Annotated in this window: 19 protein-coding genes and 1 tRNA gene; 6 read left to right on the top strand and 14 right to left on the bottom strand. The window is 50.8% G+C overall.

What is annotated here, in order from left to right; genetic code table 11:
* Positions 1-39 precede the first annotated feature (39 nt).
* On the top strand, positions 40-993 hold the full coding sequence (gene cysK, locus CFERDRAFT_RS03940) for a cysteine synthase A (RefSeq protein ID WP_006365918.1): 954 nt from the start codon (positions 40-42) through the stop codon (positions 991-993).
* 77 nt (positions 994-1,070) lie between these two features.
* Here the strand turns inward: cysK and CFERDRAFT_RS03935 are convergent, their stop codons facing one another.
* The 6 genes from CFERDRAFT_RS03935 to CFERDRAFT_RS03910 form a co-directional block, all read right to left on the bottom strand.
* On the bottom strand, positions 1,071-1,316 hold the full coding sequence (locus CFERDRAFT_RS03935) for a hypothetical protein (RefSeq protein ID WP_006365917.1): 246 nt from the start codon (positions 1,314-1,316) through the stop codon (positions 1,071-1,073).
* A 62-nt stretch (positions 1,317-1,378) separates the two neighbouring features.
* Positions 1,379-2,722 carry a TolC family outer membrane protein gene (locus CFERDRAFT_RS03930; protein WP_232209754.1) on the bottom strand — a complete coding sequence of 448 codons (1,344 nt, stop codon included), beginning with the start codon at positions 2,720-2,722 and terminating at the stop codon, positions 1,379-1,381.
* Positions 2,723-2,777: 55 nt separating this feature from the next.
* Entirely contained in the window at positions 2,778-3,956 is a 1,179-nt protein-coding gene (locus CFERDRAFT_RS03925; RefSeq protein ID WP_006365915.1) for an HlyD family efflux transporter periplasmic adaptor subunit, read from the bottom strand.
* 46 nt (positions 3,957-4,002) lie between these two features.
* Positions 4,003-5,715 carry a type I secretion system permease/ATPase gene (locus tag CFERDRAFT_RS03920; protein WP_006365914.1) on the bottom strand — a complete coding sequence of 571 codons (1,713 nt, stop codon included), beginning with the start codon at positions 5,713-5,715 and terminating at the stop codon, positions 4,003-4,005.
* Between the two features lie 29 nt (positions 5,716-5,744).
* Positions 5,745-7,484 carry a type I secretion system permease/ATPase gene (locus CFERDRAFT_RS03915; RefSeq protein ID WP_006365913.1) on the bottom strand — a complete coding sequence of 580 codons (1,740 nt, stop codon included), beginning with the start codon at positions 7,482-7,484 and terminating at the stop codon, positions 5,745-5,747.
* Positions 7,485-7,851: 367 nt separating this feature from the next.
* Complete coding sequence (locus CFERDRAFT_RS03910; RefSeq protein ID WP_198002392.1) at positions 7,852-9,936, bottom strand: GAF domain-containing protein; 2,085 nt, start codon at positions 9,934-9,936, stop codon at positions 7,852-7,854.
* A 558-nt stretch (positions 9,937-10,494) separates the two neighbouring features.
* Here CFERDRAFT_RS03910 and CFERDRAFT_RS03905 point away from each other — a divergent pair.
* The 3 genes from CFERDRAFT_RS03905 (at position 10,495) to CFERDRAFT_RS03895 (ending at position 12,573) form a co-directional block, all read left to right on the top strand.
* Entirely contained in the window at positions 10,495-11,085 is a 591-nt protein-coding gene (locus CFERDRAFT_RS03905; RefSeq protein WP_006365911.1) for a YdcF family protein, read from the top strand.
* A gap of 231 nt (positions 11,086-11,316) precedes the next feature.
* On the top strand, positions 11,317-11,742 hold the full coding sequence (locus tag CFERDRAFT_RS11655) for a thioredoxin family protein (protein ID WP_198002391.1): 426 nt from the start codon (positions 11,317-11,319) through the stop codon (positions 11,740-11,742).
* Positions 11,743-11,862: 120 nt separating this feature from the next.
* A complete protein-coding gene (locus CFERDRAFT_RS03895) occupies positions 11,863-12,573 on the top strand; it encodes a cytochrome c biogenesis CcdA family protein (protein ID WP_006365909.1) in 711 nt (236 codons plus the stop codon).
* Between the two features lie 50 nt (positions 12,574-12,623).
* On the opposite strand, the gene CFERDRAFT_RS03890 is transcribed toward CFERDRAFT_RS03895, so the two are convergent.
* The 4 genes from CFERDRAFT_RS03890 to CFERDRAFT_RS03875 form a co-directional block, all read right to left on the bottom strand.
* A complete protein-coding gene (locus CFERDRAFT_RS03890; protein ID WP_006365908.1) occupies positions 12,624-15,065 on the bottom strand; it encodes an AAA family ATPase in 2,442 nt (813 codons plus the stop codon).
* A 212-nt stretch (positions 15,066-15,277) separates the two neighbouring features.
* Positions 15,278-16,537: a metallophosphoesterase family protein gene (locus CFERDRAFT_RS03885; protein ID WP_006365907.1), complete on the bottom strand. Its 1,260-nt coding sequence runs from the start codon at positions 16,535-16,537 to the stop codon at positions 15,278-15,280.
* 279 nt (positions 16,538-16,816) lie between these two features.
* Positions 16,817-17,224: a hypothetical protein gene (locus CFERDRAFT_RS03880; RefSeq protein WP_006365906.1), complete on the bottom strand. Its 408-nt coding sequence runs from the start codon at positions 17,222-17,224 to the stop codon at positions 16,817-16,819.
* A 19-nt stretch (positions 17,225-17,243) separates the two neighbouring features.
* Positions 17,244-18,893 carry an Ig-like domain-containing protein gene (locus CFERDRAFT_RS03875; protein WP_006365905.1) on the bottom strand — a complete coding sequence of 550 codons (1,650 nt, stop codon included), beginning with the start codon at positions 18,891-18,893 and terminating at the stop codon, positions 17,244-17,246.
* A 406-nt stretch (positions 18,894-19,299) separates the two neighbouring features.
* Here CFERDRAFT_RS03875 and CFERDRAFT_RS03870 point away from each other — a divergent pair, with 406 nt between their 5' ends.
* On the top strand, positions 19,300-19,608 hold the full coding sequence (locus CFERDRAFT_RS03870) for a HigA family addiction module antitoxin (RefSeq protein WP_006365904.1): 309 nt from the start codon (positions 19,300-19,302) through the stop codon (positions 19,606-19,608).
* A gap of 7 nt (positions 19,609-19,615) precedes the next feature.
* Here the strand turns inward: CFERDRAFT_RS03870 and CFERDRAFT_RS03865 are convergent, their stop codons facing one another.
* On the bottom strand, positions 19,616-20,929 hold the full coding sequence (locus CFERDRAFT_RS03865) for a DNA recombination protein RmuC (RefSeq protein WP_006365903.1): 1,314 nt from the start codon (positions 20,927-20,929) through the stop codon (positions 19,616-19,618).
* 619 nt (positions 20,930-21,548) lie between these two features.
* Here CFERDRAFT_RS03865 and CFERDRAFT_RS03855 point away from each other — a divergent pair.
* A tRNA-Cys gene (locus tag CFERDRAFT_RS03855) sits at positions 21,549-21,622 on the top strand.
* Between the two features lie 59 nt (positions 21,623-21,681).
* Here the strand turns inward: CFERDRAFT_RS03855 and CFERDRAFT_RS03850 are convergent.
* The 3 genes from CFERDRAFT_RS03850 to CFERDRAFT_RS03840 are packed head-to-tail and all read right to left on the bottom strand — an operon-like array spanning position 21,682 to position 24,712.
* Positions 21,682-22,839 carry a DegT/DnrJ/EryC1/StrS aminotransferase family protein gene (locus CFERDRAFT_RS03850; protein ID WP_006365902.1) on the bottom strand — a complete coding sequence of 386 codons (1,158 nt, stop codon included), beginning with the start codon at positions 22,837-22,839 and terminating at the stop codon, positions 21,682-21,684.
* A gap of 16 nt (positions 22,840-22,855) precedes the next feature.
* Positions 22,856-23,986 carry an iron-containing alcohol dehydrogenase gene (locus tag CFERDRAFT_RS03845; protein ID WP_006365901.1) on the bottom strand — a complete coding sequence of 377 codons (1,131 nt, stop codon included), beginning with the start codon at positions 23,984-23,986 and terminating at the stop codon, positions 22,856-22,858.
* 12 nt (positions 23,987-23,998) lie between these two features.
* Positions 23,999-24,712, bottom strand: a complete 714-nt coding sequence (locus tag CFERDRAFT_RS03840) for an acylneuraminate cytidylyltransferase family protein (protein ID WP_006365899.1) — start codon at positions 24,710-24,712, stop codon at positions 23,999-24,001.
* Positions 24,713-24,741: the final 29 nt, after the last annotated feature.

Raw genomic sequence — 24,741 nt, 5'->3', positions numbered from 1 at the left:
TATTTTCAAAAAAACACCACAAATAAACAGAAATACACTATGGGACGAATTGCAAAAAAACTGACCGACCTTATCGGTAACACCCCCCTGCTTGAGCTTGGGAATTTCAGTCGTGAGTTTGATGCTGCAGCATCGATCATCGCCAAACTCGAATATTTCAACCCCGGCGGCAGTGTCAAGGACCGTATCGGTTTTTCGATGATCGAAGATGCCGAGAAAAAGGGTCTGCTCAACAGGGATACCGTCATCATTGAACCGACCAGCGGTAATACCGGGATTGCTCTTGCCTTCATTGCCGCGGCCAAAGGGTACCGCCTGATGCTCACCATGCCTGAAACCATGAGTATTGAACGCCGCAACCTGCTCAAGGCTCTTGGAGCCGAACTGGTTCTGACTCCAGGACCGGAAGGTATGCCCGGGGCGATCAGAAAAGCTGAAGAGCTGCATCTGAAATATTCGAACTCCTTTCTTCCTCAGCAGTTCAAAAACCCGGCCAACCCTGATATTCACCGCAGAACCACAGCCGAGGAGATCTGGAAGGATACCGACGGCAAGGTCGATTTCTTTGTCAGCGGAGTAGGTACCGGCGGCACTATCACCGGTGTCGGTGAGGTGCTGAAGCAGCGGAACCCGGGTGTGAAAATTGTTGCCGTTGAGCCCTTCGACTCCCCGGTTATCTCCGGCGGAAAGCCCGGCCCGCACAAAATACAGGGAATCGGCGCAGGATTCATTCCTGATATCCTCAATACCGCTCTTATTGACGAGATTATTCTGGTGAAAAACGAGGACGCCCTTCGAACCGGCCGTACCCTTGCCCGTACAGAGGGACTCATTGTCGGCATCTCATCGGGAGCTGCGGCGTACGCAGCCCTGCAACTTGCTCAGCGTGAGGAGAACAGGGGTAAAAATATTGTCGTTATCCTGCCCGATACCGGCGAACGCTACCTCTCGACACTGCTCTACCAGTTCGATCCTGAAGAGAACAATCTTTAGGCTGCTTGCCCGCAAAAGCCCTTATGGTCAAGAGGAAGCATAAACATTCACGCTTCCTCTTGTGACCAGCTCCAGTGTCAATTTTGATCCAGAGAGACCGGTGTGTCTGTTTTTGTCACAATGCCATCGGCAACAAGTTTTTCGATTGCCTTTGAGAGCTGATCGTGTGTTCTCAACAGCGCCGGAACCGATAGAGCGAGTGCTCCGACAGGACGGATGTTTGCCTTCTCATCTTCAATCTGCATAATATTGACAATATCAAAACGAATAATGCCATCAATAAGCGTGATGTTGGCGATTCCGTCGGCGTAGATGGTCTGCATGCTTTGTTTTTCCTTGTTATAGTGGTTATGAAAAGTATTACAATAAAATAGCGTGAACGTATTCAGCCCCGAACAAGAGAGCCGTTAAACTGTTCAATCTCTTTTTCAGAGAGTACCCCTGCTCGCTGTTTAAGCAACAGGGTGTTAAGAATATACTGATAGCGCAGTTTGGCCAGATCACGCCTGCTTGTAAAGAGCTTCCACTCCGCATCAAGAACGTCGACATTGCTTCGAATTCCGGCCCCGAACCCCTTTTTTGTTCCGATCAGCACAATTTCTCCTGATTTAACCGCCTGTTCGTAGGCATGAATCTGGGCAATAGTGGTGATTACACCGTTATAGTATTTGCGAATCTCGGATTCAACTGCACGCTCCTTGCTGCTGAGATCTTCAACGGATTTAAGCCGCTTGGCATGGGCCTGACGAATTGCTGCACTGGCAAAACCGCCGGTATAGGTCGGAACGCTCAACTGCAGACTGATCGAATAGGTATTATAGGTTGAACCGATCGAGTAGTTGTTTTCACTCTCGGAATAACTCTTTGAGCCGACAAGATCAATCGTCGGGTAACGGGCCCATCGCTGTTTGTCAATCTCGTGTTTTGCAATCTGAATTTCCTGGCGGGCTGCTGCAAGTGCCGGATTTGACAGGATTGCCATGGCAATCCACTCTTCAACCCCTTTTGGTTGCGGATTCTGGAGTGCAAGCCGGGCAGGGTCCAGCCGGGAAAGCTCGTCAGGATAGATCCCGATCAGGTCCTCCAGCTCCCTGCGGCTGAATTCGACAGAACTCACAATATCAACACCCTCAGCGAGCGCGATATCGTAACTCGCCTGCGCCTCATTGATTTCGGTAATCGTACCGTAACCGTTATCAAAACGGCGCCTGGCCTGGCGAAGCTGCTCCAGCATCGCCCTGGTGTGCGCCTGACTGAAATTGAGGTTATCCTCGGCAAAAAGAGCATTGCAATAGGCCTCGGTCACTCGGACAATCAGGCCAACCTCTTCACTCTGAAGTTCAGCATCACTCTTGGAGGCAATAGACTTGGACTGCTGATACTCCGCAATATTGGAGAGGTTGAGCAGCGGCTGACGAATCGTTACTCCGTAGCTTATGGTATTGTAATAATCCACCGGTGTAAAGCGGCCCTGAATACCATGTTGCGTTGAACTTCGGCCCCGCGAACCACTCCAGCGGATATTGGGACGCAACTTGGATCTCGACTTTCCGATCTCCTCCCGGAAGATCATATTATCGGCCCTGGCAACACGCAACTTGGCATCGTAATCGAGGGCCTTCCGGTAGGCCGTCGAGAGGTCAATCGGCGCAGCTGATACCGTTCCGGACGCAAAGAGCGCTCCTATAACCATCAATCGGGAAAACTGCTTCATCATCGCTTCATTCACGTCAATATTCGTTATCCATGAAACCATTTTGTTCAACAAACCCTGAGCCCTGAACCTACTCCTCCTTCATTGAAACCATGATCTTCTTGATCAATGGATCGATCAGATAGACCAGAAGTGAACGTTCACCGGTCTTGACAACAACAATAACCGGCATTCCGGGCTGCATCTGGCGATGGCCGAGTGATCGCATCCCCTGGGGAGTTACCGTAACCCTGGCAAGATAGTAGGTTGCTCCCGGCTGCATGGGGTTCATCTGGGGTTCGGTTATAATATCTTTTGAGACCGATTCAACCACACCCTGCACAACAAGCTGGGGCGAGTGGGAAAATGAGGAGAAACTGACATCAACCGGCAGACCTTTTTGAATACTGTCAATAAGATGGGGTGCCACCTTTGCATCAATAAGCAGCCCTTCATTACTCGGGACAATATCCATAATTTTCTGGCCCGGCTGAACAACAGCTCCCACCGTCTGAACCTGAAGCCCGACCACCTGTCCGGAGGCTGGTGATCGAATCTCGGTATCCGCCAGCTCTGCGGCAAGCACTTTACTCTTTACTGCATCTGCCTCCACTTCAAGCAGCATCTGGGCGAGCTGGGATGCGGTTGCCGACTTGAACTCCGATATCTTCAACTCCAGTTCCCGCTGCTGGCTCATCGGGGCGTAACCCTCCTTGACCAGGGAGGTTATACCCGCAAGCTGGGCATTGAGCAGGTTGAGTGTCGTCTGACGGGAGATGAAGAGCTGCCGTTCATTGCTCATATTTCGTTGAGCCAGCTCCCGGTCAGGGTCATTGAGGAGATCCGGATGAAAGGTGATTGAACGGGCTCCACGAAGCTCTGCATGAAGCCTGTCGGCTGTTGCCCGAATGCCAAGATAGTGCTGATGCGCTTCATCAAAGCGGGCTTTTGCCGTCTGGCGCTCAAGCGTTACAAGCAGGTCGCCCTGACGCACCATCTGGCCCTCACGCACATGAACCTTCTCGATACTGCCTCCCCTCAGGTGCTCAACAACCTTCCGTTTTGTTGCAATACTCACGATCCCCTGACAGGGTACACCCTCGTCAAGGGGAGCAAATGCTGCCCACAGCAGAAACCCGCCGAAACCGACAAGCAGTATCCAGATACCAAGCCTTACAGGGCTTCTGGTATCACGGTATTTCTCCTTGTTTCTGGCCAGTTGCAAAGCCTTTGCGTCATCTTCCTGTTTTACGGCTTGTATCTCTTCCATAGTATCCTTGATCTCCATTACCTTTTACACTTCTGAAAAATTCAGTTCAGGATGCCTGGACTGCTGATGTTGATGCCGCTGCCGGACGCATGGCAGCGATAACCTCTTCGCGCGGCCCGCAGCGTTCGATCCGTCCGGCTTTCATCACCGCAACAAGATCGGCTGCACCGAGTATGCTTGGGCGGTGGGTAATCAGAATGACGGTTTTACCTGCGGCTTTCATATCCCCGACCGCCTGAAGCAGTGAACGCTCACCGGCTTCATCAAGATTGGCGTTCGGCTCATCAAGAACAAGAATAGCCGGATTGCCGTAGATGGCACGGGCAAGCCCGAGCCTCTGGCGCTGACCGCCCGAAAGCATGCCTCCAGCTTCACCTATCTGGGTATCATAACCACGGGGAAAACTCAAAATCATCTCATGAATACCGGTACGGCGTGCAGCTTCAATCACCTTGAGTGAATCAATTTCGGCAAACCGGGCGATATTTTCAGCAATAGAGCCATCAAAGAGCTCTATATCCTGCGGCAGATATCCCAGATGCGGCCCCAGCTCCGCTCTCTCCCAGCTCTCAACAGGATCTCCGTCTATGAGTACCGCTCCCTCGGGATGAGGCCAGACTCCGACGATACAGCGGGCAAGGGTTGATTTTCCTGATCCTGAAGGGCCGAGCACGACCACAACCTTTCCGGCAGGAAACATCACCTGAATATTATCCAGAATGGGTGTTTTACGACCCTCAACACGAACGGTAAGAGACTCGATCCGGATTTCGCCGAAAGGATCCTGATGCACTCCTCCCTGCTGCTGCTCCGGAAACTCTTCAAGCAGTTTTTCCAGACGGGTAAACGCGGTAAGGGAGTGAACAAACGGCTTCCAGGTGGCCACAACAAGATCAAGCGGCTGAAGAGCTCTCGACATCAGGACATTTGCCGCAATCATTGATCCGGCCGACATCCTGCCGTCAACAACGAGAAGGGCTCCGGCTCCAAGCGTAAGAGACTGCATGGTGTAACGAAGAAACTTTGCCCAGGCCTGCTGACGATGCTGACGGTCATGGGAGCTCTCCGCCTTTTCCAGAGAGGCCTCGTTGAGAACAAACCAGCGTTTCATGAGGTTCCCGCTCATACCCATCGCATGGATCGGTTCAATGTTGCGAAGCTTGCTCTGCACATAGCGGTAACTCTCATTACCTGCTTCAGATGCAAGTTCAATCTCTCTGCGGGTCAGAAGATGGCTTTGCAGGGTTACGAGAAGCTGAATAATCGCAAAGATAATTGAGAGAGACCCGAGTATAGGACTGAGCAGAAAAATGACCGCAATATAGATCGGCGTCCAGGGAGTATCAAAAAACGCAATGATACCGTTTGCCGTGAGAAACTGGCGGATATTGGCCAGATCCTGGAAAGCCTCGCTGATTTTATGCGTGCTGCGGGTAAGGAAGGCTTCAAAACTCGCATTGAAGACCAGCGAGTTGAGCGCCTCATCAAGCTGTACTCCGGCACGAACCAGAAGACGGGAACGCAGCCACTCGGCAAATGCCATCACCACATAAAAGAGAATCAGAAACAGGGTCACCATGAAGAGGGTCAACTCACTGCCGCTTTTCATTACCCGTCCGTATACCTGAAGCATATAGAGCGTCGGCGCCAGCATCAGCACGTTGGCGATCAAGCTGAAAATACCGACCCACAGAAAGAGACGGCGAAACGTCCAGAGCTGACGGGAGAGAATACTGCGATTAAAAAAATCAGGCGTCATAGGTAGACATATACACTGTTCCGGTAAAATTAACTGCGTTGTGGTTGTGGCGCCTGCTTCTGGGCCTCATGAGCAGACGCCTGTTTTGCTGCAAGTATCTCCTGGGTTGTGCCGAACCGCTGAATCTGGCCGTCAACAAGCACAAGAATATGCTCCATTAATCCAAGGATATTCATCCGATGTGTTATGACGATCACGGTTGCCCCCTGTGCCCGCAATGTCTTCATCGTATTGGTCAGGGCGATATCTCCGGCTTCATCCAGACTGGCATTGGGTTCATCAAGAACAACAAATTTCGGCATGCCGTACACCGCTCTGGCCAGCGCCACCCGTTGCCGCTCTCCCCCGGAGAGGAACGACCCGTCATCGCCTATCTGGGTCTCATACTTTTCCGGCAACCCTTCAATAAACTCGTCAAGCCCTACCATCCGGCAAGCCTCTTTTACTTTAACAGGATCCGGAACGTCAAAGCGTGCTACATTTTCCGCAATGGTTCCTTCAAAGAGTTCCACATTCTGGGGCAGATAACCGATATACTGCCCGAGCTCCTCCTTATCCCATTGATAGATATCGTTTCCGTCAAGACGCACCTTGCCCTGAATCGCCGGCCAGATACCGACAAGGAGTCGGGCAAGCGTGGTTTTGCCGGAGGCAGAGGGCCCGACTATCGCCAGCGACCCGGCGGAAGGAATTCTGAAACTGATCCCTTTGAGAATCGGTATCTGGGTTCTCGGTGCACCGGCAACAACACCTTCAACAAGTAAAAACCCTTCGGGTGGAGGGAGCGACATCTTTTTTTCCGGAAGAGGAAACTCCCTGAGCAGGGCATTCAGGCGTTTGGAGGCCTCAAGGGTATCTTCAACCTGACGCCAGCTGCCGATTATCTGTACAAGCGGAGCAAGTACCCTGCCGCCAAGAATAGATCCGACGATCATACCTGATCCGAAAAGCGCACCTTTAAGCATCAGCCAGCAACCCATGCCAAGCAAAAGAGAGCTTAACAGGCTTTGCACAAGTTTGGAAAGCGCTGCATTGGTACCCGCATGGTCCGAAGCAATCGCCTGATGCATCAGGAACTCCTGCTGGCGAACCATCCACCGCTTGTGAATATTACCGAGCATCCCCATCGATTCAATGACCTGGGCATTGCGAATAACCTCCTCCGCATAGCTTTGCGCACTGTTCGAGCTCCGGGTTGCCGCAATAAGCGGTTCACGGGTGCGGCGTTCATTAAGAAAACCTATCGCGAACTGGACAACGGCTCCGGCCAGAGCAAACCACCCGAGTGCGGGACTCATCAGAAAAAGAATCACCAGGATAAGCAGCGCAAGCGGCGCATCAATAATGGCAAGCATTGCCCTTGAGGGCAGAAATTCCCGAATGGACTTCAGATCACGAAAAGCATTTGCTCCTGAAAAGGGCAGATTGGAAAGGCGTGCGGAGACAACCGCTCCGAATACCTGCTCCCGGAGCCCCTTGTCAAGCTGCATGCCGGCATCATGCATTACCTGACTTCGAACCCATTCAAGCGCTTCGAGCAGCAGATAAAGAAAAATGACAAGAATGGTAAGCATCAACAGCGTCCTGTTATTACGGCTGTTGAGCACCCGGTCATAGACCTCCATCATGTACATGCTCGGAGCAAGGACAAGCAGATTAACAAAAAGACTGAAAATAAACGTCTTCTGTACGGAAGGAATAAGGGGCAAAAGAGCCTCGCGCAAAGGAGATTTCTCTTTTGTGTTTTTCACAGCGGGAAAGAGTTGCATTCACATTGACTCATCGGCATAAAAAATAAAAAGCGTTAATCACCACCGGGATGCAACAGCCAACAGGGACAGTTGAACGGTATAACGAAAAGTGGATATGAAAACAGGCTGAGGCAGGATACCCTGAACAAACCGGTAAAACATGCAGGCAGACACAAGAGACAAAAGGTTTCTGTATCATGGTTGAGAGAGCATGCTTGATCCAGCACTCTTTTTCAGTGAACAGGCGTCAACCAGTGCTGTGCACCATACAGCCGCATTATGCGGCTGTACAGTTTCGCAAATACACTTACAGGGTGAAATATAAGAAGGGAATTGCAATACTCTATCCTGTAATCAGGAGGGAGTAACGAAAAATTGAACACGCTTAACCCTCTCCACTAAGCAGTTCATCAACTTTTTTCGTCAGCGCACTGAGGGAGAAGGGCTTGCTGATAAATCCGACACCTTCCTCAAGTACACCCTCCTGGGCAATAATATCGGAAGTGTATCCGGACATATAAAGGGTTTTAATATCCGGTCGAATCAACTGAAGCTTCCTGGCGAGTTCACACCCGTTCATTTCAGGCATGATAACATCCGTCATAAGGATATGAATCTTCTCGGCATACTGTCTGGTAATACGGATCGCTTCCAATGGTGTTGAAGCGGTAAGTACTGCATATCCGTTATTCTCGAGCATCAGTTTGCAGAGACTCAGAATATCCGGTTCATCTTCAACAATCAATACCGTCTCTTTCCCCCTGCTTTCGGATGGCAGCGGCACTGAGGAGTCATCAGGATCGGCATAACCACGATGTTTCGGCAGATAGATGTTGAAGGCTGTCCCCTGTCCCGGCTCACTCTGGCAGTCAATAAAGCCTTTGTTCTGTTTTATAATACCATAGACCGTAGAGAGCCCCATTCCGGCGCCCTGATCTTTTTCCTTGGTCGTAAAAAACGGTTCAAATATATGAGGGAGATCCTTTTTTGCAATTCCGGATCCCGTATCGGTCAGGACAAGCATGACATATTCGCCCGGAAGCTTGCAGGGATGACCGGCTGCACACGCCTGTTTGTCAACGGAAATGTTACGGGTTTCAATACTGATTTTGCCGGATCCGGTAATGGCATCGCGGGCGTTAACCGTAAGGTTGCCAAGGATAAGATCGATCTGGACAGGATCAATCTTTACCGGAGTATTATGACTTTCGGGTATCCAGACCAGGGTAATCTGATCACCGACAAGCCCCCTGAGCATGGAGAGCATTCTCTCAACCATTGTGTTCAGATCGAGCACAACAGGCATGACTGCCTGCTTGCGGGAAAAGGCGAGGAGCTGGGTGGTAAGTTCGGCTGAACGCTCAACCGCTTTCAGAATCATCTTCAGATTGTTCTGCAGCGATTGATCAAGAGCCGGATGGAGCATGGCAAGTTCAACATTACCAAGAATAACTCCGAGCATATTGTTGAAATCATGCGCAATACCTCCGGCGAGCTGACCGATCAACTCCATTTTCTGGGCCTGAAGAAGCACTTCCTGAATTTTCTGCTCCGAAAGCTCTGCCCGCTTGCGGGCGACAATGTCCCAGGCAAAATCGGCCAGTGTGCCAACAAGCCGGACATCATTGTCATCGTAATCGTAGGGCTTCTCAGCCACTCCAACTATAGCCTGCACCGTATCTCCCCGCATGACAGGAACAACAAGGGTTCTCTGAATGTCGGGATGGCCCGCCGGCAGCTTGAAAAGATGGCGTAAACCCGCATTATTGTTGAGAACCACCGGACTCCTGTTCAAAAGCGCATCTGCCCAGAGTTCCGGAGTGTTGAGTGGCGGATGTGCGGGCTCTTCCTCAACGGCCTGAAACTGCCTGTACATTTTTCCTGAAAGCACCTGCCGGGAGAGGGTAAGCTGATCGTCTCCGGTAAAGTGGCAAAAACCAATCCTGCTCTCTGTCAGACGTTCAGCCTCTTCAAGCGTAGCTCTCAGCAAGGTCTCGACTGAACTGGTTTCGGCTCTGTCAAGCAGATTGAGTCGAAATGTATTGATTGCTTCAAATCGTTTCCGTTCAGTAATTTCAATACCTATAGCCACAACAAAGGGCTCACCCTCGATCATGATCCGGCTCCCCGAAAGCATCCTCCATTGATACTCCGGTCCGCCGTGCAGAAGCACCCGACCTTCGGCGGTCTCCTCTACACCATGAGCCAGAATATTGCTCATTTTCTCGAAAGCAAGGGCTCGGTCATCCGGATGAAAAACCTTCATTGCTTCATAACCTGCCAGTTCGCTTTCCGGTAACCCGAGAATTACATCACGATAATAGGCGTTCCACCAGACAATCCTGCCGTTTGCATCGTTGATGGTAAATGAACCCGGAAAAGGATCAATAATGGCCTTACTGAAAATTTGCTCGTATTTCGGACTATGGTTCCGATCAAGCTTCGGGCACTTTTGGCTCTGTTCACTCATGTATTTATGAGATGAGTGTACTGTAACCGTCATTATGAGAAGCTTCCCTTCCGTTGAAGGCATCCTGAAATCAGGCGGCGATGCATCAGCTTTCAGAGCATAATATCGGATAACAATACCATGTTGTTAAAAAAAAAGTACCGATAAAGTATCAAAAAAGGATGAGAAGGTAACTTTACTTCTGGAAGCGCTAACCCGCAAAAAGAGTTACTGAGACTAATCAATACATTATAACCAAAGAACATAGGCGTTTCAGAGCATACCCTGTCTCAACAATATACCGAAATTGAGTAAAATATTTCCGAATTTCAATTCGGACAAGGCGGATTGAAAGAAAATCATTCGGCCCTGAAACCATATACCTCATTTGAAATACTATTCAGCTCGCCTTCAAGTTATTGCGGTCACCAATCAGCCATTCTGAGGCAAGATTTCAAAAAATGATTATTATTGGTTCAGAAAGCGCTGAAAAGCCATGCTGCTGAGTCACGATACGTGATCATTTGCCAAATAATCAGGCATCTGCCTGGCAGGACAAAAAAACCCGCACTCCATTCCATGAAACTCTTTCTAAAACTGACACTCTTTGCTCTTCTTTCTGTTTGCGGTGCCGCTTCTGCCATATTTTTAACTCTCGGCTTTCTGGTATCACTCTATGCCGGCAATCCTGAAAAAACAGATGTTATCATTGTGCTTGGAGGAGACAGTGGCCTCCGTGTCCGTAAAGGTGCTGAACTCTACAATTCAGGATATGCCTCGCATGTTATCCTGACCGGAATAGATGAACGCTTTTATCGTCCGGCTCATCCCAACTGGCGTGAACGGCGTATGATAAAGCTTGGCGTGCCAAAAAAAGCAATCAGGGTGGACACGCAATCGACGACAACATGGGAAGAGGCTGTAAATGCTGCGGACACCATGGAGAAAAAAGGGTGGAAGAGTGCCATTGTCGTCAGCGATCCGCCTCACATGCTTCGGCTTCACCAGACATGGAGCAAGGCGTTTAAAGGCAGCTCAAAAAGGTTCATTCTTGTTTCAACAAAGCCGGAGTGGTGGCGCCCGTTTGTCTGGTGGAAAAACAAAAAAAGTTACCAGTTTGTCATTAACGAGATCAAAAAAAACCTTTACTACGCCGTGATGTACTATTAATGATGATACCCTGCTGGATCAAATCCCCTCACTCTTGCTGCAACCGAGAACGGTCACGCTGTTCCTCTCTCGGCACAACCTCATCATTGCAGAGGAGAGATATAGATAGCTGATTGTATTGCAATTTTTGAAGGAGAAGAGGGGCCAATCAAGACCCCTGATGATAACGCCAAGACAAGAGATGCCATGTATGTTGACCGCAACAAAGGATACACCCGAAAAGCTTTTACCATGTACGCTTTGCTCGGAGGATTCTGCCTTTTTCTTTTTTCAGCTCCTGCTTTTGCAGAAAACCGGAGCACTGCCGCCACTGAAAGCCGGACCAAACCCCGGGAGTATGCAATCAGCTCCTCATCACCGGCACAGGTCACCTTTATTGAACTCGGCTCCATAAAATGCATCCCCTGCCGAAAAATGCAGCCGGTAATGGAGGCCGTTCAGGCGCGATACGGTGCACAGCTCAAAATCATCTTTTATGACGTCTGGAAAACAGAAAATCACCCGTACGCCAAACAGTATGCCATTCGGATAATCCCTACACAGGTTTTTCTCGACAGTAGCGGAAAGGAGTTTTTCCGTCATTCGGGTTTTTTTCCGGAAGCATCGATCAATCAGCTTCTTGAAAAACAGGGATTGAAACCGCTGACCTCCAATTGAAGAGAGATGGTGGCACCTCAATATTGGTAGCGCTCTCCCGACAAAGTCAGGGCCGGGAGAGGGTTTCAAGTATCGACCAACGACGTAACCAAAGCGCGGAACAACTTAAAAGGGGTGACCATGGTTGAAACTCTCTTTTCAGAACTTACGTTTGCCCTCGAGAAAAGTTACGGCCTCGCGCTTTTCGCCTCGTTCATCTGGGGGGTACTGAGTGTACTGCTCAGCCCCTGCCATCTTTCGGGAATCCCTTTGATCATCGGTTATATAAGCAGTCACGGGGAGATAAAAACAAAGCGGTCACTCTGGCTTGCCCTCTCTTTTGCTGTTGGCACGCTCTTCACCATTGCCTTGATCGGGTTGATAACCGCGTCAATGGGCATGATGCTCGGAGATACCGGCAATTGGGGTAACTATGTTATTGCCCTTCTCTTTATGCTGATGGGGCTCTACCTCATGGAGCTGCTCCCCTTGAAGTGGAAAAGGATTCCACTGGCAGATGAACCGCGCGGAGGATTGCGGGGCGCTTTTCTCCTCGGACTTCTCTTCGGTATCGGACTCGGCCCCTGCACCTTCGCCTTTCTTGCCCCGGTGCTCGGGGTTGTCTTCACCATCGGGGCAAAGAGCTGGCTTGAAGCTGTGCTGCTGATTGCCGCCTTTGGTATCGGTCACGCCGCAGTAATCGCTGCTGCCGGCACAATGACTCATCTGGTACAGCGCTACCTGAACTGGACCTCCGGTTCAGGATCGATAAAGCAGGTAAAGCGGTTCTTCGGACTTGTGCTGCTCGGTACAGGACTCTATTTTCTCTACACGGCCCTCACGCAGGGATAACTGTGCCTTGTTTCGATGCGTTGGTACATTGAATAGAGACGTGCAACCCCTCACTCACCGATCGGTATCATCTGATTGGTAATTTCAGTGAACGCCACATCGTGACTGATGAGAAAGAGCTGATCATACCAATGTTCAGTCACCTCTTCACGACCAACTTCAATGGCGCGAAAAGCCTTTGCAAGGTTCTCGCGGCGGGATAGATCAAGGTTGGAGGTCGGTTCATCAAAAAATGCAACTCTTGCCCCTATCGTCTGGAGAAGCGCAAGCCGAAGAGCAACGACGGCGCTCATGGTCTGCCCGCCGGACAACTGGTCATCGCTTCGCTCCCGGAGAACACCGGCATCCATATCCCGAAGGATTATCTGATAGTTATCTCCCCAGCAGAGCTCTTCATCAGACTCGGCAATGGTTCGGTAAATACGATCGGCATGAAGAGTTATCTCCTCCCGAAACCGGTCGGACAGCTGCGCCGAGACACTCCGGAATACCTGGTTTCGCAAAAACCTGACCAGCCGCTCTTTTTCCTGGAATGTGCTGATCAACACCCGCTTTTCTGCCATCACAAGCTGATGCTTCTTGAGCTCATCAATCTCTTTGCCGAGTCGTTCAAGGGTTCTTCCGCTCTCCTCAATCTGCTGGCGAGAGGTTGCCACATCAATGAGAAGCTGCTCTTTTGCGGCATGCAGCTCTTGAGGTTTTGCTGCTTCATAGTGCAAACGCAGCTCTGCAAGCTCATCGGTAAATGCAGCAAGCTCCTGCTGCAAATCCCGGAGTCCCCGCTCCCACAGGCCAAGCGTTTGACGCCGATTATCAAGATCAAGGGCATCTTTGAGCTGTGCGGTATAGGTGTCACGATCAGCCTGAAACCGCTTTCGCTCCCCTTCACATCTTTCGATTTCTGCATCAAGAGAGGAGAACCGCTGGAGATCGTTCTGCCGGAGAGCCGCCTCCGCAGCCACCCGGGAGTGTTCCTCCCTGCTGGCTTCAAGCCGTTCAAACCGTTCATGATTTCTGCGGCGCCCCTCCTCAAGGGCGGCAGCCCGGCGGTCAAGTTCCTGTAACCGTACCCGGTTTGCATGCTGCTCCTTTTCAGCATCTTCAGCCTCCGCGACCTTTCGGGCGGCATCACCGATCCGGCGGTCAAAATCGGCCATAGCCCGGTCGAGATCGCCGATTTTCATGGAAAAGTGATCAGCCGGTGCAAGACCGGCAACATTCAGGCACTGCTCCTGAAAGAAAGGGCAGATTCCTTCCGCCAGAGTATCCTCTCCCTCAACAAGGGCAATACGTCGGCCTTCCAGGAGCGAGCGCTCTGCCCTGAGCCGGTCAGCTGCATTTCGTCGCTCCTGAAGCTGCTCTGCAGCAGTGAAGCTTGCGCTATTGAGCAGAATATCCTCCCTTGTCTGTCCAATAAGACGATCTTCAAGCGCCTGCTCCCGATCAACCTTTGCGATCTCCTGCTCTTCATGATCAAGCGCTTGTGAGAGCAGGCGGGCTTTTACCTCCAGCTTGGCAATATCCTGCTCAATCGCCCTTCGCATCAGCTCCATGTTACGAAGTTCGCTCAGCTGCTCTTCGGCCTGCTCAAAGGACTCCTTGCCTGATCGGGAGGCCTCAACAAGAGCAAAGGCATGAAGCGCCTCATCGACTCGCTGCTTCTGGGTGGCGATCTTCTCCCCTCCGTCCCGGATACGCCCCTCAAGAAGCTGAATTTGAGTGGCGAGTGTGGTTATGCTCTTTTGCCTGCTCTCAAAATCTTTCAGGAGAGCTTCAAGATCAAAGAGCGCCGCACTCCTTTCGGCCAAAACACGCTGTTGCACTTCAACATGCGCTCCTGTAGCAGCAAACTCCGCCTCTTTTTCCGGAAGAATTGCCACTACACCTTCAAGCCCCTCAACCTCTACCTCAAGAATTTTCACCTTCTCCTGCACAAGCGCAAGCAGCGAGGCAGTTCCTTTGTACGTTTTTCTCCAGGTATCGATACCAAGAATCTCATCGAACGCCTCCTGGCGTTTTGTCGGTTGACGGATAATGAAAGGACCGAGAAAATCGTTCTGGAAGGGACCGATAACCAGCTTGAACTGCTCGGAAAGAGAACGTCCATTGAGAAGCCCGAGCAGCTGGGCAATACGGGTTTCGGTCTCGGCAATCCCCGAATGTTCCTCAACTTCAAAGGTGTCGCCCTTGCGTTCTGCCAGCAGCCATTTTGATGCGGGGCCTACCGTTCTGCTCACCTGCCACTCCCGGCCATCATCACTTTTGAAGGTGACTGAAATTCTTCCCCTTTTCGAACCTATTGAAATGAAACGATCAACATTGGAGACGAAGTCACGGGCATCGACACCAAACAGCGCATAGCCTATCGCTTCAAAAACGGTACTCTTGCCTGATCCGTTTGCTCCCGACAGCACATTGATCCCTGACGAAAAAGAGAGTTCCGTATCACGATGTGATTTTATGTCAGTGAGATGTATGGAAAGTATCTGCATCTTGGCATCTCTATTAATTTATTCCGCGATTTGATTGCTTCGTTGGGCGGTGCTCTGAAAAGAGAACAAGGACAACAAGGACTGTAGGGACTACAAGGACGAAAAGAACAGCTTGATGGTTTTTTTGTGCATAATTTCTTGTAATTTCGTCTGTTTCGTGGTTCAAAAATCTTCAAACCGCTCACGACAATTAATAGAGGTGCCCATATCTTTTATTGATGATTTTGTGGTGCCGTGAGCATACCAAGAAGATCGTCCCCCTCACACTCCCCCTTCATTACCTGATCCCTGATGGCAAGAGCAAGCCTGAGCAGCTCCTCCTCTCTTCCCTTGAACTCGCTTCGGGCAGTGATCAACTCCCGAACCACCTCTTTTTCAATCTCCCCCAGATGTTTCTGCTCCCGCTCCTGACCTCCCTCCCTGGTGAAGAGTGAGAGATGGTTTTTAATCTCGACATGCAGAGGGTGACAGAGTTCATCAAGCAGAAGGCGCAACCGCTCCCTGCCAAGCTCAAAAGGATGAAAACGGACCCGTCCGGTCAATTTCAGCTCAAGAAGCAGCTTGCGGTCATCAACTCCCCTGAAAAGTTTCGGGCGTATCGCTTCTGAAAGACGCCGAAGCGCTTCATCTGCATTTTCAGCTCCATCCAGATTGATGGTGGTCACCATCATAGGCCGGGGAGAGGTTTGACGGAATTCGTGCCGATAGATGCCTTCATCGACGGTAACAAGGTAATATCCCTTGTCGAACCGCTCTTCACCGAAGTTCACACACTCAGGGGAGCCCGGATTATAGGCATAGGGCTGACCATCAGCACGCTCGACAACATAGGGCTTGTGTCCATGACCAAGAGCGACATAATCAAATTTTGCCGAGAGCGGCAGCGCCTCTTCGGGCTTCATGTTGCCGATTTCCACCGGAGAGTAGCTCCAGATACCGACATGAAAGAGAAGGATATTTCCGGTTGTGGCAATCGATTCACAGATACGCTCAACATGGCTGCCCGCCTGTGTACCGATATAACCGAGCCCGTAGATATGTAACCCCTTTATTTCGATGTAGCCTCCGATCCCCTCTTCACTCCTGAAGGGTTCAAACCGGTATCCGCCCGATTCGGTCCGGGATGGTCGAAGAAGGCGGATATAGCCCATCTCCGAGAGCGCCTCCATCCAGGAGATGCTCTCACGGCGATGGATCCAGTCATGGTTTCCTTCAACTGCAATACAGGGTATAGAGGCCTCCTTCAGGGGCTGAAGGCTCTCGATGGTGCGGGCGAAGGTGCGCGGGAGTATCTGACCGGTGTGGAAAAGGTCACCCGCAATCAGGACAAAATCAACAGCTTCATCAATGGCATGCTTCACAATGGAATCAAGCATGACAAAAAAATCTTCATACCGCAGAGACTCGGCGGATGCGGTTCGATAGGTTTTGCCGAGATGAAGGTCAGCCGTATGGATAAAGCGGATGGTCATAAGAGCATGAAACTGATAAAATAAGCAAGGACAATAAGGATATCAGGGACTACAAGGACGAAAAATAATTTACAATCAGGAATCGCGCTGCAAGGTGTCATGTCGAACAAAGAGAGACATCTCTGCCGTTTTAAGAAAAAAGCCCTTACTATCTTGTTTTTAATCCAAAATCAAGCATTAAAAATTTTTCAACCTCTTCTTTTTGTGAGATTTCGTGTGTTTCGTGGTCAATAATCTTCCTCGTCATTCAAAAACTCAAAATCGTTTCAATCCTCTCCACTACGTCCACTTCTGTCCACCATTTCCCTGTCCACTGAGTCCACTTTCTTCTCTCTCTTCTCCTCTCAGGGCTATCCAGGTCCAGAGCGCTCCGGCAGCATCTACAGCACCAAAGAGCAGAAAAACGGGAGTGGCGAACCCGAAGAGAATAAAGGCAATAAATGCAGCCAGTACAAACATTCGGGCATAAATCGAGGCCTGAATAAAGGCTTTGTCAGGATTTTTCAGGGCAAAGCGGTAGTAGATACCGAGATTGAAAACAAGAACGCCCGCAACCCGGACCCAGACCTCCGAGGTCGGCGCTATCCCGAAGAGTGAGAGCAGGAGATTCGGTACCACGATAAGGGCTGCGCCAAGCAGATTCATATAGAGTCCGAACAACTTGAGTGAGTGTACCGACTGTTTCATCTCTTACGTGCAGTTATTGTTAGAGTATGACCCAGGCAAGAATGCCGATTGAGGCAACCCCGGCGACGACAGCAGCTCCACCCGAGCCGGAACCGGAACTTTCAGCCGCACTCTCAACATAGGGATTTGCTGTAGTAAAGTCATAGGTCTGAATGCCCTCGGAGCTGTTTCCGTCACTGTCCCTGACCACTCCGCCATCCAGGGTAACATAGTAGTGCGTGCCGGATGCAAACGATGAGGTCGGGTTTATCGTAAGGCGGCTCCCGGAAACCGCAAGGTTTGAGCTTGTCGAAATCTCATAGGCCGCTTCAAAAAGAGTCCCTGTCGCTGAATTGATATGAATAGCAGCACTGCCGGTTCCCTTCTGTATCGTTTCATTGAAGGTGATGACAATATCATCCGAAAGACCGACATCCACCGCCCCGTCATTGGGGCTGAAAAGGGTAACCGTCGGAATGTTGGTATTGATCTGCGTTGTATCGGCAAACTGGAAGTGTTCAACGCCGCTCAGATGATCCGAGCCTTCACCTCCGGCTCTCTTGTCCGTAATGGTGTACACTCCGCTTGAGGCATCATAGGTGATGGTATAGTCACTGCTGTTACCGCTGAAGATTGCTGTATCCGATCCATCACCGCCATTGATGGTATCGTTGCCTCCACCGCCCGTTATGGTGTTGGCCGCACTGTTACCGGTAATGGTGTCACTGCCGGTACCTCCCTTGACATTTTCAAGCGTGACTCCGAAAGCAATGCCAAGGTTATTTGAACCGTCATAATTCGACGAATTTCCCCTGTTGACGTAGTGAAGTGAGGAGTAGCTCCCCGCTCTCAGATCAACCGTGCAATCGGTCGTGAAGTTCGAAATATCAATGGTGTCGGTCCCTCCGGCATCCCAGATGGTTTTGTAAAAGGGAACCGCGGGATCGAAGGTGTAGGTATTGTTACCGGTCTGGTAGCTGTTGTTTGCCCCGTACAGATACTGGATAGCGGCAATATCATACACCATAGGGGTTTCAGGAAGTACGGCAATGGTTTGACTGGCATCCACATACCATTTATGCCAGTCGTTATAGGACATAACCGAATAGAGCCTGTAATCAAGATTTGCAGGAAGATAGGGCCCGGAAGAGCTGGTTCCGGAGTAGTTTCCCGGGTGTTTCAGACCAAGTCCATGACCGATTTCATGAATCAGTGAGTAGTAGTTGAAGGAGCTGTTCGTCCACGAACTGCCGGTGGCATAAGCGGGATTGATCCAGACATCGGCGGCCGAGGCCCAGTAGTCATCCGGATAATAGCACCATCCCCAGGATCCGCTTACGGCGGAGGAAAATGCCAGACGAAAGTCACCGACACTTCCTGCGGTATCAGCAACCTGTGTGAAGGAGAGATTGGCAACTGCGGCCCATAACTGAAACACACTGCCCGCGGCAGCAATCTGGGTTGCCGTCAGAGCGAAATGCGATGATGCATCCGGTTCGTTTGTTCTGGAGTAATCACTCTGCCAATAGGCTGTTGCTCCATCGATCCAGGGAAAGCTGTAGGAGAGCGATACAACACCGCTGGATCCGGCACGCCATTTCACATGATCTTCATTGAGCAGCGGATCAACCGTACTGACACCGCTCGCGCTGAATATACTTATGGCAGAAGATGTTGAGGGACTCGGCATAAGGGCGTCTATAGTTCAATCAAGGAGACGGAGGCTGTCGAATACCACACTCCCGGCAAAGCGCTGTTTGCCGTAAAGCACAAGCTAAAAAAAGTTCCATTCAATGCATCAACGCCTGTAAGAATACTGTAAACAGGCGGTTACGGATTTTTCACTTCACCGCTTTCCAACAGCAATTACCTCCTCCCGATCAGATCATCGCGACGGGTAGTGGATACCGCAAAAGGAAATGACTATTGACCGGTTACCCGGTCATGATCTTGCCGTGCCTGGAGTTTATAAGAAAAGAGGAGGGGCAAAAAGCGGAAAGAGAAGAATAAAAACAGCGAAATCGATAAAATAATGGTAATCTGCCTCTACGCTTCCATGATGTCCAATGCAGGTTTACCATGAGGAATTTTCAGCCATGAATGACAAAATAATGTTGCCGCTTCATCCCGGAACGGTTCTGTTTGAGGAGTACATTACTCCCATGAATCTGACTGAAGGCCGGATAGCCGAGGATATCCATATTCCTGTATGGCGCATTAACGAAATCATCGCAGGAAAACGAAGCATCACCGCAGAGACCTCGTTGCGGCTTGCCCGCTATTTCGGAACCCCTCCGCAGTTCTGGTTTGGCCTGCAGATGGACTATGATCTTAAAACAGCCATGAACAGCATGGGGCCGATTATTGCCCGTGATATCCAGGCTTATGACGACTCAAGGCCATAAAAGACTGTCAGCGGCTCTCTTCATCACGGTTTTCTCTTTCAGTTTCAGCATCGACCGCAAGCTCTGAAGGTATCTGGCGAGTGACCTTTGCTCCAAGCTTCCGGATCTCCTCCACCCTTCCGACAAGATTACCCCTCCCCTCTTTCAGCCGCTTGAGAGCAAGGTCAAAGGAGTCCGAGAGTGCTGAGAGCTTTTTTCGTCCATCCATTACTGCCTCAAGCACAAGCAGGACCTGATCGTAGATTCTGCCAGCTTTTTCCGCAATAAGCTCGGCGTTACGGTTCTCGTTCTCCCGACGCCAGATCTGGGCAATGAGCTTGAGCGTTATCATCAGTGTGGCCGGACCGCACAACACAACGTTCTTTCCGGCAAGACCATACATCAGCTCCGGGTCAGCCTTCATCACAGCCTGCCATGCGGGTTCGAGGGGAATACACATGATAACAAAATCAAGTGTCCGGTTACCGCCAAGAGCGCTGTACTCCTTTGATTGAAGTTCGGCGATATGACGAAGCACCGATTGTGTATGCTCCCTGAGTGCCTGAGCCCGTTGCGGCTCGTCATCAAGCGCGCAGTATCGCTCGTACGCCGTAAGGGAGACTTTTGAATCGACAATCACCGCTTTGTTGCCGGGAAGCATAACCAGAAAATCGGGTCGTTTCAACTGACCATCCTCCTGTCGAAAGCTCTCCTGCACCACATACTCACGCCCTTTTTCAAGACCGGAAGCTTCAAATATCCGTTCGATAATCAACTCACCCCAGTCTCCCTGCGTTTTTGAGTCCCCCTTGATCGCCTTTGCCAGTGTGTTGGCCTCATCGCTCACCCGACCGCTCAGCTCCTGGAGCTGACGAACCTGTTCGATCAGGCGTCCCGACAGTTCGGTATCGGAAGAGTGCACCTCATCAACCCGCTTGCGAAATGCATCAAGCTGCTCGCGGAGCGGCTGTAAAAGCGTCTCAAGACGCTCACGGTTCTCCTGGCCGAAAGCCCGTCCACGTTCCTCGAATATCCTGTTCGAGAGATGTTCAAACTCACTTTTCAGGCGAACTTCCGACTCCTGCATAAGCGCTGTTTTTTCAGCGGCACTCCGCCGTTCATTGTCCAGATCAGATTCAAGCCGTGCAAACCGGATGTTAGCCGCTTCAAGCTCGGAGGATTTCATGGCAAGCTGGTTCGCTCTTCGGGCGGCATCCTCTTCAACAAGGCGCAGACGTTGCAGTTCGGCTTTCAATGGAGCGTCACGAACAACTCTGTAAGCCACAAAAAGCAGCAGAAGCAGCAGAAGCAGAAGGATTGAAACAATGAAAATTGATGTCATGAGCGATCTCGATGTACCGACTGGTAAAGTTCGTATGGACAGTTGTGATTACATTCCCTCTTTTTCATGAAAATATAGTGCTGAAGAGTCGCGAAAACCTGCATGGAGAGAAAAATAGAGGGGATAACGCAAAAATAAAAAGCCCCGAACTGTTTTGCGGGGCTTTTTCGAGAGGAGAACCGGGAGCTTATTTATAAAGAGCACTTCCTGATGGGGTTGATCCGGTATAACTCACCAGAGAGGTTCGGTTATTTGCGGATTCAGAACTGTTGGAGCTTTTGATATCACCCTTGTAGGAAGCCGAGCAACCGGAAAGCGTTATGATACCCGCAACTATTAACATCACTGTTTTCATGATAGCCATAATAACACTCCTGTTTTGTTTATCTGTTCACCGCCCGATAGTGTGGATCACTACCCGTGCAATACTTTATTTAGCAAAGCCTTTCTCAGAGAACAAACATCCTCCCGGGCTGAAGAGTTTCCTCATTTTCCGGCATCTATCCGCCTTATCACCCCGAAGTGAGGAGAAAGAGTCAACGCAGAGGTGACGCCTCCAAATAACCGGGTATCAGTTTGCAAAACAAGAAGTTTTTCTTACCTTTGTCATTCCTGTAACGGCGAAGTGGCCGAGTGGTCAGGCAGAGGTCTGCAAAACCTTGTACAGCGGTTCGAATCCGCTCTTCGCCTCCAGAAACAAAAAAGCCTGCACAGAACGCAGGCTTTTTTGTTTTGGTCTTTTCCCCTCTCTGTTATCCGATCTTCTCTGCTCCTGAAATAATGGCCTGGACCAGTTTTTCAATGGTCGGTTCATCAATCAGCACCGGAATGTTGAGGCAGATACTGCTGCGCAGCATGGTGCCTGTTTTCGGCCAGAGTGTTTCAAGATCAGCATCACGATAGCGGTCATACTCTCCAAGCAGGTGGCCCCAGACACCGGCGAAATGCCAGTCAAGTGCTTCCGGAAGGATCTTTGTACCGAAACCATGCTCCAGGAGATGTGCTTCAAGCTGCAGCGCAGCCTCGCGGTCCCTCACCCTGAAAATAAGGGTATCGCCCTGTGATCCCGCTTCATCACTGAACGGACGGAGTGTAATGTTCTGAAGATGGCGGATTCCATCCTTGATTTTCTGCTTGTTCTCCCGCGATTTCGAGAGAATCATATCGATTTTGGCAAGCTGTGCCAGACCGATAGCCGCTGTTACCTCGCTGAGACGCAAATTGAGCCCTTTGGAACGTCTCGGATCCTTGCCTCTCGGCAGACCGGGAAGATGCATGTGGCCATGGTCGGAAAACTCTGCTGCACGGTCGTAGATCTCCTTGTCATTGGTGACAATGATGCCGCCCTCTCCTGTATGGAGGGTTTTGCCTGCATCAAATGAGAAGGAGGCTACGCTGCCTATGGTGCCGAGTTTGCGCCCCTTGTATGACGCTCCAAGCGCCTGCGCCGCATCCTCAATCAGGATAAGGTTGTGCTTGCGGCAGATTGCCGAAATTTCATCCATTTTCGGTGAAGCCCACATGGGAATGGCAACAACAGCTTTTGTTGCCGGAGTGATGGCCTTCTCGACCTCAAGCGGATCAAGATGATAGGTCTCATCAAGCTCAACCGGCACCGGCACAGCCCCGAGCGCACTGATTGCCTCTATTGGCGCAATAAAGGTCCATGCGGTTGTGATAACCTCATCGCCTGGAGCAATTCCGGCGCCTGCAAGCGCACAGTGTATTGCTGCCGTTCCGGAGGATACCGCGTGAGCATACTTTACCCCCATCCATGCAGCAAATTTCTCCTCAAACTCCCGGGCCTTGTAATTGCCTCCACCATAACGGTAGAGGTTGACCTTTTCCCTGCTGAAAAGTTCCTGAATTTCGGCCAGCTCCTCCCGACCGATTAGTTCTGCACCAGCCATACTCTATTCCACTCCTTTAGGTTAATTGAAAAACTACAGATCTTGCCGACTCTTCGGTAAACTCAACCGGATTGCCCGAGAAGGAGCCTTTAAGGGCTTCGGATGCATGGTGGGCAAAATCGGCGGCATTGCTCTTCCCGTATCCGTAAGGGACAAGTGTAGGAATGCTGAGCTGGCGGTAGAGTTCATCCATCTCTTCAAGCAGCTCGGCAGTTGCCTCAGAGGGTGACGGTGAGCTGCGCATGGGGTTGAGCAGTGCATACTTCTCATAGCCGTGATTATGATTGTAACGCATGACCTCCTTGAGGAAGATCGCACCGGCAAGCCCGTGAGGAACCTTGTTCCTGACTCCGAGATAGTAGGCGAAACCGTTGGTCGGACCATCTCCCGAGTTCATGAGGGCAACGGTTCCGCAAACACTCCCGATGGCAAGGTCAAGGCGCGACTCAGCCCGGTCAAGCTGGCCCTGCTGGAGGGCATAAAAGGTTCGCTGGAAACCCTCAACAGAAAAAATCCTGCTCAGGGCGGTATGCTTGACTGAACCGAAACTGTCAACACAGTGAACAAGGCTGTCCATGGCCGAGGCAATAACACTCTCCATCGGAGCGGTCATGGAGAGAGCGGGATCAATAACCGCTTTTTTGGGGAAATTCTTCCGGCTGTTTATGCCGAGTTTGCGCCCCTCCGCCTCATCAATAAAGACGGCATTAAAGCTGACCTCTGCACCACTTCCAAGCAGAGAGGGAACCGTTACCAGCGGCAGGGGGTCGTTGACCCCTTTCGGGAATCCCTTGAGCGAAAGTGCCGGAACCTGATTGGTCAGGAGGAGAGCCACCCCTTTGCCCAGATCAAGCGTACTGCCTCCGCCTATGGCAATAATTCCATCAGGGACATTGCCGCGGAAAAACTCTGCCACATTTTCAAGATGGGCATAGGTCGGCTCCCCTCCGAATTCGTTGCAGTAGAGTACCGAGTTTTTGTACCCTGTGGTCAGGTTCTTCAGGACATCCTGAAAATAGAGATTCCCGGCAAGATTGGCATCGTAGATAATACCGGGCTTCTGCACCGCAAGCGCTGCAAGATGCTCATTGAGGTTCAAGGCTTCGTTCACCCCGATGACCAGATCGGTGGATAAAAAGAAATTCATAACAACAGGAGTCTATGGGTTTTTCAGGTCTGCCACCTGGCCTGCCAGGTTTTTTTTGTATAGGTAAAACTCAATTAAATCTATTTCCTCGATAGTATCAATCTCCCAGGTCTGCCAGAACTCCATTTCATAGGCACTGAGGCGGGCACCAATCCGGTTGTTGAAGGTTTTAAGTGTTTCGGGAGTGAAGATATAGATCGATCCATTCTCTATAAACTGTGCAGGACGATCCTGGCGCATGCCTCGATTACGATAATCAAAGTTAAGGCTGCTCCACTTCCCCTCCCTCGATTCCCAGATGGTGAGGTCATCGGCTCTGGTTACCGAAATCAGGGAGTCTGCGCCATCACGCTCGAAGAGCTCCACCGCCCGGTCAATGTCTCCGGAATTTCTAAGGGGTGAGGTTGCCTGCAGAAAGACGATGGTGTTGATTGAGAGACCATAATCAGCCTCAATAACCCCGACAGCATGCAGAACAGCCGACTCACTGCTCGCCTTGTCGCCCGAAAGTTCCTGTGGCCGCTCAATCACCTCTGCTCCGTACTCTCTTGCAACAGCGGCGATCTCCGGGTTGTCCGTTGAAACAAAGACCCTGTCAATACGCTTCGAAGAGTGTGCCTGCAGAATAGTCCAGGCAAGCAGGGGTTTGCCTGCAACCGGGTAGATATTCTTGTTTTTGAGACCTTTCGAACCGCCTCTTGCAGGAATGATGGCTACGGTATGCATAGTGGCTTTAAAAATTTTGGGCGCCTGTT

Source organism: Chlorobium ferrooxidans DSM 13031, from assembly GCF_000168715.1.
In the GTDB taxonomy this organism is placed as follows: Bacteria; Bacteroidota; Chlorobiia; order Chlorobiales; family Chlorobiaceae; genus Chlorobium; species Chlorobium ferrooxidans.
Note: the sequence above shows the minus strand (reverse complement) of the source record. Positions and strands in the feature narration are given on the sequence as shown.

Bases quoted from the DNA above. Each gene is read 5' to 3' on its own strand.
- cysK (WP_006365918.1), top strand. From the start codon at position 40: ATGGGACGAATTGCAAAAAAACTGACCGACCTTATCGGTAACACCCCC.
- CFERDRAFT_RS03935 (WP_006365917.1), bottom strand. From the start codon at position 1,316: ATGCAGACCATCTACGCCGACGGAATCGCCAACATCACGCTTATTGAT.
- CFERDRAFT_RS03925 (WP_006365915.1), bottom strand. From the start codon at position 3,956: ATGGAAGAGATACAAGCCGTAAAACAGGAAGATGACGCAAAGGCTTTG.
- CFERDRAFT_RS03920 (WP_006365914.1), bottom strand. From the start codon at position 5,715: ATGACGCCTGATTTTTTTAATCGCAGTATTCTCTCCCGTCAGCTCTGG.
- CFERDRAFT_RS03915 (WP_006365913.1), bottom strand. From the start codon at position 7,484: ATGCAACTCTTTCCCGCTGTGAAAAACACAAAAGAGAAATCTCCTTTG.
- CFERDRAFT_RS03910 (WP_198002392.1), bottom strand. From the start codon at position 9,936: ATGAGTGAACAGAGCCAAAAGTGCCCGAAGCTTGATCGGAACCATAGT.
- CFERDRAFT_RS03905 (WP_006365911.1), top strand. From the start codon at position 10,495: ATGAAACTCTTTCTAAAACTGACACTCTTTGCTCTTCTTTCTGTTTGC.
- CFERDRAFT_RS11655 (WP_198002391.1), top strand. From the start codon at position 11,317: ATGTACGCTTTGCTCGGAGGATTCTGCCTTTTTCTTTTTTCAGCTCCT.
- CFERDRAFT_RS03895 (WP_006365909.1), top strand. From the start codon at position 11,863: ATGGTTGAAACTCTCTTTTCAGAACTTACGTTTGCCCTCGAGAAAAGT.
- CFERDRAFT_RS03890 (WP_006365908.1), bottom strand. From the start codon at position 15,065: ATGCAGATACTTTCCATACATCTCACTGACATAAAATCACATCGTGAT.
- CFERDRAFT_RS03885 (WP_006365907.1), bottom strand. From the start codon at position 16,537: ATGACCATCCGCTTTATCCATACGGCTGACCTTCATCTCGGCAAAACC.
- CFERDRAFT_RS03880 (WP_006365906.1), bottom strand. From the start codon at position 17,224: ATGAAACAGTCGGTACACTCACTCAAGTTGTTCGGACTCTATATGAAT.
- CFERDRAFT_RS03875 (WP_006365905.1), bottom strand. From the start codon at position 18,893: ATGCCGAGTCCCTCAACATCTTCTGCCATAAGTATATTCAGCGCGAGC.
- CFERDRAFT_RS03870 (WP_006365904.1), top strand. From the start codon at position 19,300: ATGAATGACAAAATAATGTTGCCGCTTCATCCCGGAACGGTTCTGTTT.
- CFERDRAFT_RS03865 (WP_006365903.1), bottom strand. From the start codon at position 20,929: ATGACATCAATTTTCATTGTTTCAATCCTTCTGCTTCTGCTGCTTCTG.
- CFERDRAFT_RS03850 (WP_006365902.1), bottom strand. From the start codon at position 22,839: ATGGCTGGTGCAGAACTAATCGGTCGGGAGGAGCTGGCCGAAATTCAG.
- CFERDRAFT_RS03845 (WP_006365901.1), bottom strand. From the start codon at position 23,986: ATGAATTTCTTTTTATCCACCGATCTGGTCATCGGGGTGAACGAAGCC.
- CFERDRAFT_RS03840 (WP_006365899.1), bottom strand. From the start codon at position 24,712: ATGCATACCGTAGCCATCATTCCTGCAAGAGGCGGTTCGAAAGGTCTC.